The 15,319-nt window shown below is 73.1% G+C and carries 13 protein-coding genes and 1 pseudogene; 9 read left to right on the top strand and 5 right to left on the bottom strand.

All coding sequences use genetic code 11. The annotated features are described in order from the left end of the window. Positions 1–18 precede the first annotated feature (18 nt). A complete protein-coding gene (locus ACFWFZ_RS04705) occupies positions 19–1,272 on the bottom strand; it encodes an MFS transporter (protein WP_387116610.1) in 1,254 nt (417 codons plus the stop codon). A 97-nt stretch (positions 1,273–1,369) separates the two neighbouring features. Between ACFWFZ_RS04705 and ACFWFZ_RS04700 the strand changes: the two genes are divergently transcribed. Both ACFWFZ_RS04700 and ACFWFZ_RS04695 read left to right on the top strand, forming a co-directional pair. Beyond that, a complete protein-coding gene (locus ACFWFZ_RS04700; RefSeq protein WP_387116607.1) occupies positions 1,370–2,365 on the top strand; it encodes a DUF5937 family protein in 996 nt (331 codons plus the stop codon). Between the two features lie 113 nt (positions 2,366–2,478). Continuing rightward, positions 2,479–2,676 (top strand): annotated as a pseudogene (locus tag ACFWFZ_RS04695) (glycoside hydrolase family 6 protein); the annotation flags it as partial. 119 nt (positions 2,677–2,795) lie between these two features. On the opposite strand, the gene ACFWFZ_RS04690 reads toward ACFWFZ_RS04695, so the two are convergent. Together ACFWFZ_RS04690 and ACFWFZ_RS04685 are read right to left on the bottom strand one after the other, a co-directional pair. Then, the gene (locus tag ACFWFZ_RS04690; protein ID WP_046776191.1) at positions 2,796–3,092 is read right to left on the bottom strand and encodes an MTH1187 family thiamine-binding protein; all 297 of its coding nucleotides are present in this window, start codon (positions 3,090–3,092) and stop codon (positions 2,796–2,798) included. Then, positions 3,089–3,433, bottom strand: a complete 345-nt coding sequence (locus ACFWFZ_RS04685) for a DUF3817 domain-containing protein (RefSeq protein ID WP_387116604.1) — start codon at positions 3,431–3,433, stop codon at positions 3,089–3,091. The genes ACFWFZ_RS04690 and ACFWFZ_RS04685 overlap by 4 nt, the downstream gene beginning before the upstream one ends. Before the next feature lie 186 nt (positions 3,434–3,619). On the opposite strand from ACFWFZ_RS04685, the gene ACFWFZ_RS04680 reads away from it, so the two are divergent. From ACFWFZ_RS04680 to ACFWFZ_RS04665, 4 genes are all read left to right on the top strand, one after another. Continuing rightward, a complete protein-coding gene (locus ACFWFZ_RS04680; RefSeq protein WP_387116601.1) occupies positions 3,620–4,258 on the top strand; it encodes an AIM24 family protein in 639 nt (212 codons plus the stop codon). After that, the gene (locus tag ACFWFZ_RS04675) at positions 4,258–4,908 is read left to right on the top strand and encodes an AIM24 family protein (RefSeq protein WP_030153809.1); all 651 of its coding nucleotides are present in this window, start codon (positions 4,258–4,260) and stop codon (positions 4,906–4,908) included. The genes ACFWFZ_RS04680 and ACFWFZ_RS04675 overlap by 1 nt, the downstream gene beginning before the upstream one ends. A 14-nt stretch (positions 4,909–4,922) precedes the next feature. After that, complete coding sequence (locus ACFWFZ_RS04670) at positions 4,923–5,723, top strand: AIM24 family protein (protein WP_387117308.1); 801 nt, start codon at positions 4,923–4,925, stop codon at positions 5,721–5,723. A 66-nt stretch (positions 5,724–5,789) separates the two neighbouring features. Next, positions 5,790–6,266: a MarR family winged helix-turn-helix transcriptional regulator gene (locus ACFWFZ_RS04665; protein WP_030660375.1), complete on the top strand. Its 477-nt coding sequence runs from the start codon at positions 5,790–5,792 to the stop codon at positions 6,264–6,266. A 228-nt stretch (positions 6,267–6,494) separates the two neighbouring features. Here ACFWFZ_RS04665 and meaB read toward each other — a convergent pair whose 3' ends face one another. Both meaB and ACFWFZ_RS04655 read right to left on the bottom strand, forming a co-directional pair. Further along, positions 6,495–7,457 (bottom strand): methylmalonyl Co-A mutase-associated GTPase MeaB, encoded by a 963-nt coding sequence (meaB, locus tag ACFWFZ_RS04660; RefSeq protein ID WP_045321213.1) that lies wholly within the window; start codon positions 7,455–7,457, stop codon positions 6,495–6,497. Positions 7,458–7,587: 130 nt separating this feature from the next. After that, positions 7,588–8,790, bottom strand: a complete 1,203-nt coding sequence (locus tag ACFWFZ_RS04655; protein ID WP_387116596.1) for an acetyl-CoA C-acetyltransferase — start codon at positions 8,788–8,790, stop codon at positions 7,588–7,590. 135 nt (positions 8,791–8,925) lie between these two features. On the opposite strand from ACFWFZ_RS04655, the gene mce reads away from it, so the two are divergent. The 3 genes from mce to ACFWFZ_RS04640 all read left to right on the top strand — a co-directional run bounded on the left by mce (position 8,926) and on the right by ACFWFZ_RS04640 (position 15,235). Then, positions 8,926–9,354, top strand: coding sequence for a methylmalonyl-CoA epimerase (gene mce, locus ACFWFZ_RS04650; RefSeq protein WP_387116593.1), 429 nt, complete (start codon positions 8,926–8,928; stop codon positions 9,352–9,354). 190 nt (positions 9,355–9,544) lie between these two features. Further along, positions 9,545–14,101 (top strand): polarized growth protein Scy, encoded by a 4,557-nt coding sequence (scy, locus tag ACFWFZ_RS04645; protein WP_387116590.1) that lies wholly within the window; start codon positions 9,545–9,547, stop codon positions 14,099–14,101. Between the two features lie 195 nt (positions 14,102–14,296). Further along, a complete protein-coding gene (locus ACFWFZ_RS04640; protein WP_030037152.1) occupies positions 14,297–15,235 on the top strand; it encodes a cellulose-binding protein in 939 nt (312 codons plus the stop codon). The last annotated feature ends 84 nt before the right edge of the window (positions 15,236–15,319 follow it).

Raw genomic sequence — 15,319 nt, 5'->3', positions numbered from 1 at the left:
TCCGACCCTACCGGGAGGTCACTTCACGGCGGGGGCCGTCTCACCCCTCAGTCGCTCCTCCTGCCGGATGGCGGACCGCAGTTCGGCCAGGAGCGCCAGGACGACGGCGGTGCCGAGCACCCCGGACCCGGTGACGACCGCGTGCACCGGGAAGAACTCGGCGGCGAGGCCGGCCAGGGCCATGCCGGCTCCCTGGAGGGTCATCAGGCCGGTGCCGAGCAGGGTCATGGCCCGGCCGCGCAGCTCGTCGGGGACGGCGTCCACGTACCACTGGTCCAGCCCCAGGGTGTAGGCGTGGGCCAGCCCGGCGAGCAGCAGCGCGAGCAGGGCGAGGGGCGCGCCCGGCCGGCCGGCGTAGAGGAGGAAGGGCAGCAGGCCGGCGGCGGCGAGCGGGACGACGATCCGCGACCGCGTCCGCGCGCTGAGGGCGGCGCCGGCCCAGAGCTCTCCGGCGAGGGTGCCCACGGGCAGGGCGCACATCATCAGGCCGAGGACGGCGGTCCCGGCGCCGATGCTGTCGGTGTACGCGGCGAGCAGCGCCTCGGGTACGACGAGGAAGAGGGGCGGCAGCCAGAACAGCAGGGTGAGCGCCCGCAACCGGCGCCGTCCCAGGACCGCCCGGATCCCGGCGAGCGGGGAGGTGCGGACGGCTGTCCGTGCGGGCCGGGCGCGGGTGCCCAGCCGCAGCAGGAGGGCCGAACCGAGGAATCCGGCGGCGGTCAGCGCGATGGCGGCGCGCGGGGCGAGGACGGTGAGCAGCAGCCCGCCGAGGCCGAAGCCGATGAGCTGGGCGCTCTGGGCGACCATGCGCAGCAGCGAGCGGCCCAGGACGTAGCCCTCGCCGACGCCGAGGATGTCGGGGAGGGAGGCGTTGCGCGTGCCCTGGAAGAGGGGGGCGACGAAGGCCATCGCGCAGCGCAGGACGAGGAGCGCGGCGACAGGGGTGGCGGGCAGCACCATGGCCGCGGCGCAGGCCGCGCAGACGAGGTCGCAGGTGACGAGCACCCGCCGGGCGGGGCGGCGGTCGGCGATCCCGGCGAGGAGGGTGCCGCCGAGGGCGTACGGGAGGAAGCCGAGCGCGAAGGTGAGCGCGCTCATCAGGGGAGAGCCGGTGAGGCGGTAGACGAGGACGGACAGGGAGATCTCGGCGACGACCAGGCCGAGGACGGACATCAGGTGCGCGGCGAAGACGGCAGGGAACTCGGGGGTCCGGAAGACGGTGAGGTAGCCGGCGGAGCCCGCTTCGGCCGTGGCCGGGGTGACGGTTGGCATGACGGCAGCGTCGGGGGCCTAGGCTGGCCGGGGGAGAGATTCGGCCTGGGCCGAATGTCGGGCGGAGCGTTCGGCGCGAGCGAGAGGGTGGTGCGGCATGGGTTTGCACCATCGTTTCGGGCGCGCGGACCTGCTGCGGTGCCGGTTCGCGCTGTCGCCGGCCTGGGAGACGCAGGAGGCGATCCGCACCCTGAGCCGCCCGGACCGGCAGGGCTACCACCTGCCGTGGCTCCGGCGGATCCGGGCCGCCGCCGCCGGGCTGGACCTGCGGCCGCTGTGGTTGCTGATGCCGCGCAGGGGGCACAGCACCGACTTCATCAGCCCACCGCCGAGCGGGCCGGGCGTCTCCTTCGAGGAGGAGCTAGCGGTGATCCGCGCAGCCGATCCGGCCGCGGCGCGCGAGGACATGCGCAAGTCGCTCGCCTGCACGCCGGGCGCCCTCGACAGCGACCTGGGCCGGGCCCTGCTCGCGGATCCGGCGCGGGCGGTGCGGGAGCTGGCGGACCTGTTGGAGGGGGCCTGGGGCGTGCTGGTCGAGCCGCACTGGCCGCGGCTGCGGGCGCTGCTGGAGGCGGACATCCTCTTCCACACCCGCCGTCTGGCCGCCGGCGGGCTGGAGTCCCTCTTCGACGGCCTGCACCCCGATCTGTCCTGGGACGCCGCTTCGCTCACCCTCACCATCGAGCGGCCCAGCCACCACGACCGCGTCCTGGGCGGCCAGGGGCTGCTGCTCATGCCGAGCGCCTTCGTCTGGCCGCAGATCGCGGGCGGCTTCGACCCGCCCTGGCAGCCGACGGTCGTGTATCCGGCCCGGGGCATCGGCGCCCTGTGGACACCGGCGGGTGAGGACACGCCGACCGCGCTGGCCCGGCTGCTGGGCCGGGCCCGGGCGGACGTGCTGTGCGCGCTGGACGAGCCGGCGTCCACCACGGCCCTGGCGCACCGCCTCGGGCTGGCTCCGTCCACCGTCTCGGCGCACCTGCGGGTCCTGCACGCGGCGGGACTGCTCATCTCCGCCCGCCGCGGCCATCAGGTGTTCTACGAGCGCACCCCCCTGGCCATCGCCCTCACCACGGGGGACGCCGCCGGCTGACCGGCGCGGGCGGTGTCGCACGGTCGAGCCGACGGTCCGTCATGCCACCACATTCCGGTCTTGTGGTCTGCCGCCCGACCCTTTGTCCCGAGGTAACCGGATGCCACCCGCCGCCCCCAGGTCGTGTCCCAGGCCACGCCGTCCCCCGGCTCGCCACGCCGCCGACCGGCCGGACCCGCGACCCGCTCGTCGACGCGTACCTGTGGGTGAAGCGGCCCGGCGAGTCCGACGGGACCTGCCGGGGCGGCCCCGCGGCCGGCGCCTGGTGGCCAGAGCAGGCCCTGGGCCTGGCCCGCCGCGCCCGTGACTGAGTCGGCGTCACGACGGCGTACCGGCAGGCGGTGGCGAGCAGTTCGCCGACGGAGCGAAAGCGCCCCCGGACCATCGGCCGGGGGCGCTTCGGACGTACGGGGGCGGGCCGACGGCCCGCTCAGCCCTGACCGAGGTGGCGTTCCACCGTCTCGACCTTCGAGGTGATGCCGTCGGTGACGCCGGGTCGGATGTCGGCCTTCAGGACGAAGGAGACGCGGGGCGCCCGCTCCTCGACGGCGGCGACCGCGCGCCGGATGACGTCCATGACCTCGGTCCACTCGCCTTCGACGGTGGTGAACATCGCGTCGGTGCGGTTCGGCAGACCGGACTCGCGGACCACCCGGACCGCGTCGGCGACGTACTCCCCGACCTCCTCACCGACCCCCAGCGGGGTCACCGAGAACGCGACGATCACGCCTGGGCCGCCTCACGGGCACGGGCCGCCACCACGCTGTCGGCCTCTTCCCGCTTGAGCAGCTTGTCCCCGTACAGGCCGCCCAGGGGCACCACGGAGAGGACGAAGAAGAACACGACCTTCTTGAACGGCCACTTCGCCTTGTTCCACACGTCCAGCAGCAGCACCCCGTAGACCATGAACAGGATCGCGTGCAGGACGCCCAGCGGCATCAGCAGGTAGTCGATGTCCGAGACCCGGCTCAGCAGCGAGCCGAAGATCAGCAGGGCCGGGAACGACAGCGCCTCCGGTACGGAGACGAGGCGCAGGCGGTGCAGGGCGGAGGCGGTCTTGATGTCCACGTGAAACCTTCGGTGTGGAGGCCAGGGTCGCCTCCAGTGTCTCAGCCGCTTTACGGGATCTTGACCCGGGCCCTGCCCGTCGGAGCGAGCCCGGATCGCACCGGTTTCACGCCCATACCGCCGAGGTGTGGCATATCTCGGCCACGGGCCCTGTTCGGGTCCGCCCGCTGCCGATAACGTCTCCCCGTGGCTCAGTTCCGACTCCAAGGCAGCAAGGTGCTGGCCGTCGACCTGACCGGGGACGCCGTGAAAGCGAAGAACGGCTCCATGGTCGCGTACGACGGGCAGATGGCCTTCAAGAAGATGACCGGCGGCGGCGAAGGCCTCCGCGGCATGGTGACCCGCCGGCTGACCGGCGAACAGATGACGGTGATGGAAGTGCAGGGGCACGGCACCTGCTTCTTCGCCGACCGCGCAAGTGAGATCAACCTGGTCAGCCTGCGCGGCGAGAAGCTCTACGTCGAGTCCAGCAACCTGCTGTGCACCGACGCCGGTCTGCGGACCGGCACCACCTTCACCGGGCTGCGCGGCGCCTCGACGGGCAACGGCCTGTTCACCACGACGGTCGAGGGATCGGGGCAGGCGGCCGTCATCTCCGACGGTCCGGCCGTGGTGCTGCGCGTGAGCGCCCAGTACCCGCTGTCCGTCGACCCGGGGGCGTACATCGCGCACACCGGCGACCTCCGGCAGTCCTTCCAGTCAGGTGTGACCTTCCGCACACTGATCGGCGAGGGCTCCGGCGAGGCCTTCCAGATCCGCTTCGAGGGCGAGGGCCTGGTCTACGTGCAGCCCAGCGAGCGCAACACCGTCGGGGGCGACGTCTGATGCCGTTCCGCGAGATCAACTCGAAGATGGTCGAGGCCCAGGTGATCCCGGGCCAGAGGATGTTCAGCCAGCGCGGCGCGATGCTCGCGTACCGCGGCGACGTCTCCTTCACCCCGAGCCTGACGGGCGGTCAGGGCGGGGTCATGGGCATGATCGGGCGCCGCGTGGCGAACGAGCAGACCCCGCTGATGACGGTCGAGGGCAGCGGCACGGTGATGTTCGGCCACGGCGGCCACCACATCCAGGTGATCAACCTGACCGGCGAGACCCTCTACGTCGAGGCCGACCGGCTGCTCGCCTTCGACGGCACCCTCCAGCAGGGCACGATGTTCATGGGCTCGCAGGGCGGGGTCATGGGCATGGTCCGCGGCCAGGTGACCGGCCAGGGCCTGTTCACCACCACCCTCAAGGGCCACGGCTCGGTCGCCGTGATGGCCCACGGCGGGGTCATCGAACTCCCCATCACCCCGAACCGGCCGATCCACGTGGACCCCCAGGCCTACGTGGCCCACCACGGGGACGTCAGGAACAAGCTCTCCACCGCCCTCGGCTGGCGGGACATGGTGGGGCGCGGCTCGGGCGAGGCGTTCCAGCTGGAACTGTCCGGTCAGGGCGCGGTGTACGTACAGGCCTCCGAGGAGAAGCTGTGAACTTTGGCCCCGTGATGGGCGGGCCGGGCGGCCCGACGGTGTTCGACCCGTACACGCTGCCGTCCGACGACAACGTGAACGCGTACACCTTCTGCGTGGAGCTCAAGGGGAGCCAGTGGTTCCTGCAGAAGGGCAAGATGATCTCGTACTACGGGCACATCGAGTTCAACGGCATCGGCAACGGGCGCTTCGACCGCCTGCTGCGCACCAGCTTCCATTCCCCGCTGCACGCGAGCGACTGGGTGGTCGCCGAGGGCCAGGGCAAGATGCTGCTGGCGGACCGGGCCTTCGACGTGAACTCCTACGACCTGGAGAACGGCAACCTGACGATCCGCTCGGGCAACCTGCTGGCGTACCAGCCCTCGCTCGCCCTGAAGCAGTCGATCGTCCCGGGCTTCCTGACGCTGATCGGGACCGGGAAGTTCGTGGCGGCCTCCAACGGGCCGGTGGTGTTCATGGAGCCGCCGCTGCGCGTGGACCCGCAGGCGCTCGTCGGTTGGGCGGACTGCCCGTCCCCCTGTCACCATTACGATCACGGCTACATGTCCGGCGTGATGGGCGGACTGCGTTCGCTGACGGGCATCGGGGGCACCTCGGGCGAGGAGCACCAGTTCGAGTTCGTGGGAGCCGGCACCGTGCTCCTGCAGTCCTCGGAGATGCTGATGGCGGAGCAGACGGTCGGCGCGGTGGGCGCCGGGGCGGCCACCGGCAACGCGCAGGGCGTGCCGGGTGCCGGCCAGGGACCCCTGGGGCAGGTGGGCGTGCCACGGATGCCGGGGCAGCTGGGTGATCTCCAGCGCCGCCTCGGGCTGTGACGTTCTCGGCACTTCCGACCTTTGTACGCAATTCAACTTTTTAGGTAGAGTTCATTCATGGAGACCATGGAGACCGAGACGGCCACGCGCTGGCTCACCGACGCGGAGCAGTGCGCCTGGCGCACCCACCTGGACGTCAGCAGGCTGCTCATGCACCAGCTGGAAAAGGATCTCCAGCCCTTCGGACTCACCAACAACGACTACGAGATCCTCGTGAACCTCTCGGAGTCGCAGGACCACCGGATGCGGATGAGCGATCTCGCGACCGCCACCCTGCAGTCCAAGAGCCGGCTGTCGCACCAGATCACGCGCATGGAGACGGCGGGCCTGGTCCGCCGGGTCAACTGCGAGTCCGACCGCCGCGGCCTGTACGCGGTGCTCACAGACGAGGGCATGGAGACGATGCGGAAGGTCGCCCCGCACCACGTGGCGTCCGTCCGCCAGCACTTCATCGACCTGCTGCCGCCGGAGGCCCTGGCGGCGCTGCGCGCCTCGCTGACGCCGGTGGCGGAGCACCTGCGCGGCACCCGCGGCAAGGTCTGAGGCCGGACGCCCGGCGCGCCCCGCGGGGCGGCGGGCCGGACCATGGGCGGTATCCGCCCGCTGCCGGCCGCGCCGGGCGACCGTGGGTGCCATGGCCGGCCTGAGGAGGTCCCCAGCCCTGGTGCGCACGAGAGCCCTGGTGCGCACGAGGTACATCTGTGCGGCCGCGTCCGTCGTCCTGGCCTCGGCGGCCGGGCCCGCGACCGGCCCCCGGCCGCCGGGGTCCCCTCAGGACTCCGTCAGGGTCGCCAGGAGGGCGTCGGCCGCCGCGTACGGGTCCAGATCGCCCTCGGCGACCCTGGCGGCCAGCGCGCCCAGGTGCGCGTCCCCGTGGACGTCCGCCATCCGCGCCCGCAGCGCCGTCACGGCGATCGTCTCGACCTCCCGTGCGGCCCGCGCCGCCCGCCGCTCGGCGAGCACCCCGCGCTCGTCCATCCACGCCCGGTGCTTCTCCAGCGCCTCGACGACCTCGTCGATGCCCTGGCCGCGGGCCGCGACCGTCTTCACGATCGGCGGCCGCCAGTCGTTGCGGCCGCGTGCCTCGCCCAGCCCCAGCATGTGGTTCAGCTCCCGGGCGGTCGCGTCCGCGCCGTCCCGGTCGGCCTTGTTGACCACGTACACGTCGCCGATCTCCAGGATGCCCGCCTTCGCGGCCTGGATCCCGTCGCCCATCCCGGGGGCGAGCAGCACCACCGAGGTGTCGGCCTGCGAGGCGATCTCCACCTCCGACTGCCCGACACCGACCGTCTCGACCAGGATCACGTCGCAGCCGGCCGCGTCCAGCACCCGGATCGCCTGCGGGGCGGCCCACGCCAGGCCTCCCAGGTGGCCGCGGGTGGCCATGGAGCGGATGTAGACCCCCGGGTCCGAGGCGTGGTCCGACATCCGCACCCGGTCGCCGAGCAGCGCGCCGCCCGAGAAGGGCGAGGACGGGTCGACGGCGAGGACGCCGACGCGCTTGCCGGCCTTGCGGTAGGCGGACACCAGCGCCGAGGTCGAGGTCGACTTGCCCACGCCCGGCGAGCCCGTCAGGCCCACCACGTACGCCCCGCCCGTCAGCGGGGCCAGCGCGGCCATCACCTCGCGCAGTTGCGGGGACGCCCCCTCGACCAGCGAGATCAGCCGGGCCACCGCTCTCGGCCGGCCCTCCCGCGCCTGGGCCACCAGCTGGGGGACGTCCACCGCCGTCATCTGTGCTGCGCTCCTCGGTTCTTCGTACGGGATGCGTGAGGGCCGCCAGGCCCGGCAAGGCGGGCCCGCGAGGCCCGGAGATCGGGGCCCGCCGCGGACCCGGTCCGGGTCCGCGGCGGGCTTGCCGCGCCTACTTCTTCGCGACGCGGACGATCAGCGCGTCACCCTGGCCGCCGCCACCGCACAGGGCGGCCGCGCCGACCCCGCCGCCGCGGCGCTTCAGCTCCAGCGCCAGGTGCAGCACCACACGGGCACCGGACATGCCGATCGGGTGCCCCAGGGCGATGGCGCCGCCGTTGACGTTCACCTTTTCCGGGGTCACGCCCAGGTCCTTCATTGACTGCACGGCGACCGCGGCGAAGGCCTCGTTGATCTCGATGAGGTCCAGGTCGGAGACCTCCAGGCCCTCCTTCTTCAGGGCGTGCAGGATCGCGTTGGACGGCTGCGACTGGAGGGAGTTGTCCGGGCCGGCCACGTTGCCGTGGGCACCGATCTCCGCGATCCACTCCAGGCCGAGCTCCTCGGCCTTCGCCTTGCTCATCACGACCACGGCCGCCGCGCCGTCGCTGATCTGCGAGGAGGTGCCGGCGGTGATCGTGCCGTCCTTGGCGAAGGCGGGACGCAGCTTGCCGAGCGACTCCGCCGTGGTCTCGGGGCGGATGCCCTCGTCGGTGGAGAAGATCACCGGGTCGCCCTTGCGCTGCGGGATCTCGACCGGGGTGATCTCGGCCTCGAAGACGCCGTTCTTCTGGGCGGCGGCCGCGCGCTGGTGGGAGGTCGCGGCGAACTCGTCCTGCGGAGCGCGCTCGATGCCGAGACGGGTGTTGTGCTTCTCGGTGGACTCGCCCATCGCGATGTTCTCGAAAGCGTCCGTGAGGCCGTCGTGGGCCATCGCGTCCAGCATCTCGACCGCGCCGTACTTGTAGCCCTCGCGGGACTTGGGCAGCAGGTGCGGGGCGTTGGTCATCGACTCCTGGCCGCCCGCGACCACGATGTCGAACTCACCGGCGCGGATCAGCTGGTCGGCCAGCGCGATGGCGTCCAGGCCCGAGAGGCACACCTTGTTGACGGTCAGGGCGGGGACGTTCATCGGGATGCCGGCCTTGACCGCGGCCTGGCGGGCGGGGATCTGGCCCGCGCCGGCCTGGAGCACCTGGCCCATGATCACGTACTGGACCTGGTCGCCGGAGATCCCGGCCCGCTCCAGCGCGGACTTGATGGCGAAGCCGCCGAGGTCGGCGCCCGAGAAGGACTTCAGCGAGCCGAGCAGCCGCCCCATGGGCGTGCGGGCCCCGGCGACGATCACGGAGGTGGTGTTGTTCGATCCGGACATGAGGCACAGCCCCTTGGATGAGGAGTGAACGAGGGTTTACGTGAATGTACTGGGCGGTACCGCAGCGGTCACCGGGCTGCCGGTGTGATCGCGCGCACGTTGCGTGACGACCCCCTTCGGCGGTGCACTGTCCCCATGCTGACAAGAATCGACCACATCGGGATCGCCTGCTTCGACCTGGACAAGACTGTCGAGTTCTACCGTGCCACGTACGGCTTCGAGGTGTTCCACACCGAGGTCAACGAGGAGCAGGGCGTCCGCGAGGCCATGTTGAAGATCAACGAAACCTCCGACGGCGGCGCCTCCTACATCCAGCTCCTGGAGCCCACCCGCGAGGACTCCGCGGTGGGCAAGTGGCTCGCCAAGAACGGCGAGGGCGTGCACCACATCGCCTTCGGCACCGAGGACGTCCACGGTGACTCGGAGGCCATCCGCGGCAAGGGCGTCCGTGTCCTCTACGACCAGCCCCGCACCGGTTCCATGGGCTCCTCGATCACCTTCCTGCACCCCAAGGACTGCCATGGAGTCCTGACCGAACTGGTCACCTCCGACCCCGACCATTGATGGACCACTGATGGCCCGATTCCCCGGCCGGTAGAGTGGCCATGGCTCGGCCGGGGTTCGGTGCGGAGAGGGTCGGGGCCTGTGACCCCTGCCCCGGTATCTGACACCATTCCCCCGGGGGCGTCGTTCAGCGGGCGAGCGATGCTCATTGGGAGTGAGCTTGCGACCAGGGGACGGATGGGACCGCGCTGTGCGGGGCTACGAAAGCCAGGAGAGCCATCAGGCCGAGGCCGACCATCTCTCGCGCTTCGAGGCCGAGATGGAGCGGCTGAAGAAGGAGCGCGGGAAGGCCGTCCAGCACGCTGAGGACCTGGGTTACCAGGTCGAGGTGCTGCGCGCCAAGCTCCACGAGGTACGCCGGGCTCTGGCGTCCCGTCCTGCCTACGACGGCGCGGACATGGGCTACCAGGCGGAGCAGTTGCTCCGCAACGCCCAGATCCAGGCCGACCAGATGCGCTCCGACGCCGAGCGCGAGCTGCGCGACGCCCGGGCGCAGACCCAGCGCATCCTCCAGGAGCACGCCGAGCACCAGGCGCGCCTGCAGGCCGAGCTGCACAGCGAGGCCGTCAACCGCCGCCAGCGCCTCGACCAGGAGCTCAACGAGCGCCGGCAGACCGTCGAGGCCCACGTCAACGAGAACGTGGCCTGGGCGGAGCAGCTGCGCGCCCGTACGGAGGCCCAGGCGCGCCGCCTCATGGAGGAGTCCCGCGCCGAGGCCGAGCAGTCGCTGAACGCGGCCCGCGCCGAGGCCGCCCGGGTCGCCGAGGAGACCCGGCGCCGGATGGCGGCCGACGCCGAGGCCGCCCGCGCGGAGGCCGAGTCCACACTGCTGCGTGCCCGCAAGGAGGCCGAGCGCCTGCTGACGGCCGCCTCCGCACAGGCGCAGGAGGCCACCCAGCACGCCGAGCGGCTGCGCTCCACCACCTCTGCCGAGGCCGAGCAGACCCGGCAGCAGACCCTGGACCTCGGCCGGATCGCCGAATCCCGTGCGCAGGAGGCCGAGTCCGCGCTGCGCGAGGCCCGCGCCGAGGCCGAGAAGGTCCTCGCGGAGGCCAAGGAGAGCGCGGCGCGCCAGCTCGCGTCGGCGGAGTCGGTCAACGAGCAGCGCACCCGCACCGCCAAGGAGCAGGTCGCCCGGCTGGTCGGCCAGGCCACCAAGGAGGCCGAGCTCCTCAAGGCCGAGGCCGAGCAGGCCCTGGCCGATGCCCGCGCGGACGCGGAGCGGGTACGCGCCGAGGCCGGCGACAGCGCCCGTACGGCCGCCGCCGAGGACATGGCGGCGCAGCTGGCGAAGGCCGCCCGCACGGCGGAGGACGTACTGAACAAGGCCTCGGAGGACGCCCGGGCCACCACCCGCGCCGCGTCCGAGGAGGCCGAGCGGATTCGCCGCGAGGCCGAGGCCGAGGCCGACCGGCTGCGCCTCCAGGCGGCGGCGACCGCCGACGAGCTCAAGGGCGCCGCGAAGGACGACACCGAGGAGTACCGGGCCCGCACGGTCGAGCTCCAGGAGGAGGCCCGCCGGCTGCGCGGCGAGGCCGAGCAGCTGCGCGCGGAGGCCGTCGCCGAGGGCGAGCGGATCCGCGGCGAGGCCCGCCGCGAGGCGGTCCAGCAGATCGAGGAGGCGGCCAAGACCGCCGAGCAACTGCTCGGCAAGGCCAAGGCGGACGCGGACGAGCTGCGCTCCGGGGCGACCACCGAGAGCGAGCGGGTCCGCGCCGAGGCCGTCGAGCGGGCCGCGGCCCTGCGCAAGCAGGCCGAGGAGACCCTGGAGCGGACCCGCGCCGAGGCCGAGCGGATCCGCGGCGAGGCCGAGGAGCAGGCCGAGTCGGTCCGCGCCGAGGCGGACGCGGCGGCCCTCGCACGCCGGGAGGAGACCGAGCAGGCGCTGGCCGCGAAGCGGGCGGACGCCGACGAGGAGCTCGTACGGCTGCACACGGAGGCCGAGACCCGGCTGACCACGGCCGAGCAGACCCTGCGCGACGCCCGTCTCGCGGCGGAGAACATCCGCCGCGAGACGAGCGAGGAGAACGACCGGCTGCGCGCCGAGTCCGCGGAACGCATCCGCACGCTCCAGACGCAGTCCGAGCAGGAGGCCGACCAGCTGCGCACGGAGGCGGCGCAGGACGCCGGCCGGGTGCGCGCCGAGGCCGAGCAGGTGGCCGTACGGCTGCGCGGCGAGGCCGAGGCCGAGGCCGAGCGCGTGCGCGCCGAGGCCCAGGAGACCGCGGACCGGCTGCGCGCCGAGGCCAAGGCGGCGGCCGAGCGGGTCGCCGAGGAGGCCGCCGAGGCGCTGGCCGCCGCCCAGGAGGAGGCCGCCCGGCGCCGCCGGGAGTCCGAGGAGACCCTGGCGTCGGCCCGCACCGACGCCGACCAGGAGCGGGCGCAGGCCCGCGAGCAGAGCGAGGAGCTGCTGGCCGCGGCCCGCCGCCGCTCGGAGGAAGCGCAGGCCGAGGCGGCGCGTCTGACCGAGGAGGCCGAACGCCGCGCGTCCGAGCTGGTGTCGGCGGCCGAGGCCACCGCCCAGCAGGTGCGCGACGCCGTGGCCGGCCTGCACGAGCAGGCCGAGGAGGAGATCTCCGGGCTGCGCAGCGCCGCCGAGCACGTGGCGGAGCGTACGAGGACGGAGGCCGAGGAAGAGGCCGCCCGGATCCGCGGCGACGCCCACGCGGAGCGGGAGCGGGCCACCGAGGACGCGGGCCGGATCCGCACCGAGGCGCGCGCGGAGACCGACGCGGCGAAGGCCCTGGCGGAGCGGACCGTCGGCGAGGCGATCGCCGAGGCGGAGCAGTTGCGCACCGACACCGCCGAGTACGCCCAGCGGGTGCGCACCGAGGCCACCGACGCGCTGGCCGCGTCCGAGCGCGACGCCGCCCGTACCCGGGCCGACGCCCGCGACGACGCGAACCGCATCCGCGGCGAGGCCGCGGAGTCCCTGAAGGCGGCGCGCGCCGAGGGCGCCCGGATCACGGCCGAGGCCGCGGCGGAGGCCGAGCGGCTCACCGAGGAGACCCTCGCGGCGAACGCGGCCGCGGTCGCCGACGCCGAGGCGGAGGCCGAGCGGATCACCACCGAGGCGGCGCAGGCCGCCGAGGCCACCCGCGCCGAGGCCGCGGCCACGCTGGACGAGGCCCGCGCCGAGGGCAACCGGCTGCGTACCGAGGCCGCGGAGCAGGTCGACCGGCTCATCACGGAGGCCTCCGCGGAGGCGGACCGCCTCATCGAGGAGACCCGCGCCGCGAACGCGGCCACCGTGGGCGAGGCGGCGGCGGAGGCCGAGCGCCTCACCACCCAGGCGGCACGGCTGAAGTCCCAGGCGGCCGAGACCCTGGCGAGCGCCGAGCGGGACGCAGCGAAGATCATGGTCGACTCGCGCGCCGAGGGCGACCGGCTCATCGACGAGACCCGCAAGGACAACGAGCGCACGGTCGGCGAGGCCGCGGCGGAGGCCGAGCGGCTGCGCGCCGACGCGGCCCGGGTGCTGGACGACGCCCGCGCGGAGGGCGGCCGGATCATCGGCGAGGCCACCGCGGAGGCGGACCGTGTCACGGTCGCGGCCGGCGAGACCCTGGCCGGCGCCGAGCGCGACGCCGAGCAGGCGCTGGACGAGGCGCGCGCCGAGGCGAACCGGCTGCGTACCGAGGCGGCCGAGCAGGCGGACCGGCTCATCACGGAGGCGGCGTCCGAGGCCGACAAGCTCACCGAGCAGACCCGCAAGGACAACGAGCGCACGGTCGGCGAGGCGGCGTCCGAGGCCGAGCGGCTGCGCGCCGACGCGTCGGAGGCGCTGTCCTCGGCGCAGGAGCACGCGGCCCGCACCCGGTCGGAGGCCGAGCGGGTCAAGGCAGAGGCCGCCACCGCGGCGGAGCGCATCCGCACCGAGGCCCGTACGGAGTCCGAGCGGCTGCTGGACGAGGCCCGCGAGGAGGCGAACAAGCGCCGCAGCGAGGCCGCGGAGCAGGTCGACCGGCTCATCACGGAGGCGGCGGCGGAGGCCGACAAGCTCACCGCCGACGCCCAGCAGCAGGCCCTCGCCGCCACGACGGCGGCCGAGGAGCAGGCCGACGCGATGGTCGACGCGGCCCGCAAGGAGGCGGCGCGGATCACCTCGGAAGCGACGGTCGAGGGCAACTCCCTGGTGGAGAGGGCCCGTACGGACGCCGACGAGCTGCTGGTCGGGGCGCGTACGGACGCGGCCGCCATAAGGGAGCGGGCGGAGGAGTTGCGGAGCCGCGTCGAGGGCGAGGTCGAGGAGCTCCACGAGCGGGCCCGCCGGGAGTCGGCCGAGCAGATGAAGTCGGCCGGCGAGCGCGTGGACAAGCTGGTGCGCGCGGCGACCGAGCAGAGCGTCGAGGCCGAGGCGAAGGCCAAGGAGCTGCTGTCGGACGCGAGCAGCGAGGCGAGCAAGGTGCGCATCGCGGCGGTGCGCAAGGCGGAGGCGCTGCTCAAGGAGGCCGAGCAGAAGAAGGCCGAGGTGGCCCGGGAGTCCGAGAAGGCGCTGGCGGAGGCCAAGGCGGAGGCCGAGCGCCTCGTCGAGGAGGGCCGTCGCGAGCTGGAGGTCCTGGTCCGCAGGCGGCAGGACATTCAGGGAGAGATCTCCCGTGTCCAGGACGTTCTTGAGGCGTTGGAATCATTCGAGGCGCCCTCGGGCGGCGGAAAGTCCACGGTCGGCGGCCAGGGAGCGGGGGGCACCAAGGCCGGAGTGACCGCGGGATCCACTCGTTCGGGTGGTAAGTCGTCAGAGGGCTAGCCAAGCGGTCGGGGATGTGTGCACCTGATGAGGTTCAGGCGAACGGGTGACAAGCATTCCGCCGCCTTGCCACTCAAAAGGGGTGTCATTGTCCAGATCAAACGCGGATTGACTCGATGACACGCCGTCTGGGCGCCTAGGATTCCCCTTAACACCTCACGTAGCACCTCATCGGTCTCATTCGACAGGAACCCCATGAGCGACACTTCCTCCCCCTTCGGCTTCGAGCTCGTGCGGCGTGGTTATGACCGCGGTCAGGTGGACGACCGCATTACCAAGCTGGTCTCCGACCGCGACAGCGCCCTTGGACGTATCAACTCTCTGGAAAAGCGGATCGAGGAGCTGCACCTCGAGACGCAGAACGCCCAGGCCCAGGTGAACGACGCCGAGCCGTCGTACGCGGGTCTCGGCGCCCGGGTCGAGAAGATCCTGCGGCTGGCCGAGGAGGAGGCGAAGGACCTGCGCGAGGAGGCCCGTCGCGCGGCCGAGCAGCACCGTGAGCTCGCCGAGTCGGCCGCCCAGCAGGTGCGCAACGACGCCGAGTCGTTCGCGGCCGACCGCAAGACGAAGGCGGAGGACGAGGGCGTCCGCATCGTCGAGAAGGCCAAGGGCGACGCCGCCACCCTGCGCGCCGAGGCCCAGAAGGACGCGGCGTCCAAGCGCGAGGAGGCCGACGCGCTGTTCGAGGAGACCCGCGCCAAGGCCGCCCAGGCCGCCGCGGACTTCGAGACCAACCTGGCCAAGCGCCGCGAGCAGTCGGAGCGCGACCTGGCCTCCCGTCAGGCCAAGGCCGAGAAGCGCCTCGCGGAGATCGAGCACCGCGCCGAGCAGCTGCGCCTGGAGGCCGAGAAGCTGCGTACGGACGCCGAGCGCCGGGCCCGCCAGACCGTGGAGACCGCGCAGCGCCAGGCCGAGGACATCGTGGCCGACGCGAACGCCAAGGCGGACCGCATCCGCAGCGAGTCGGAGCGCGAGCTGGCGGCGCTCACCAACCGCCGCGACTCGATCAACGCGCAGCTGACCAACGTCCGCGAGATGCTGGCGACGCTCACCGGTGCGGCCGTCGCGGCGGCCAACCCGATCGTGGACGACGAGCCGGTCAGCCGCGGCGTCCCGGCGCAGCAGAGCCGCTAGAGCGCGGGCATTACTCGCTGGTAGCGAAAAGAGCCTGATCGAGGGCCCTATGTCACTCTTTTGAGGTGGCGTAGGGCCCTCGGG

The sequence above is a fragment of the Streptomyces sp. NPDC060232 genome (assembly GCF_042726555.1).
Classification (GTDB): Bacteria; Actinomycetota; Actinomycetes; order Streptomycetales; family Streptomycetaceae; genus Streptomyces.
Note: the sequence above shows the minus strand (reverse complement) of the source record. Positions and strands in the feature narration are given on the sequence as shown.

What these genes read in the sequence shown, in the direction of transcription:
- meaB (WP_045321213.1), bottom strand. Translation starts at nt 7,457, where the DNA reads ATGACGGCGGTGGACGTCCCCCAGCTGGTGGCCCAGGCGCGGGAGGGC.
- ACFWFZ_RS04670 (WP_387117308.1), top strand. Translation starts at nt 4,923, where the DNA reads ATGGGCGGGCCGGGCGGCCCGACGGTGTTCGACCCGTACACGCTGCCG.
- ACFWFZ_RS04655 (WP_387116596.1), bottom strand. Translation starts at nt 8,790, where the DNA reads ATGTCCGGATCGAACAACACCACCTCCGTGATCGTCGCCGGGGCCCGC.
- ACFWFZ_RS04640 (WP_030037152.1), top strand. Translation starts at nt 14,297, where the DNA reads ATGAGCGACACTTCCTCCCCCTTCGGCTTCGAGCTCGTGCGGCGTGGT.
- ACFWFZ_RS04665 (WP_030660375.1), top strand. Translation starts at nt 5,790, where the DNA reads ATGGAGACCGAGACGGCCACGCGCTGGCTCACCGACGCGGAGCAGTGC.
- ACFWFZ_RS04700 (WP_387116607.1), top strand. Translation starts at nt 1,370, where the DNA reads ATGGGTTTGCACCATCGTTTCGGGCGCGCGGACCTGCTGCGGTGCCGG.
- mce (WP_387116593.1), top strand. Translation starts at nt 8,926, where the DNA reads ATGCTGACAAGAATCGACCACATCGGGATCGCCTGCTTCGACCTGGAC.
- ACFWFZ_RS04675 (WP_030153809.1), top strand. Translation starts at nt 4,258, where the DNA reads ATGCCGTTCCGCGAGATCAACTCGAAGATGGTCGAGGCCCAGGTGATC.
- ACFWFZ_RS04705 (WP_387116610.1), bottom strand. Translation starts at nt 1,272, where the DNA reads ATGCCAACCGTCACCCCGGCCACGGCCGAAGCGGGCTCCGCCGGCTAC.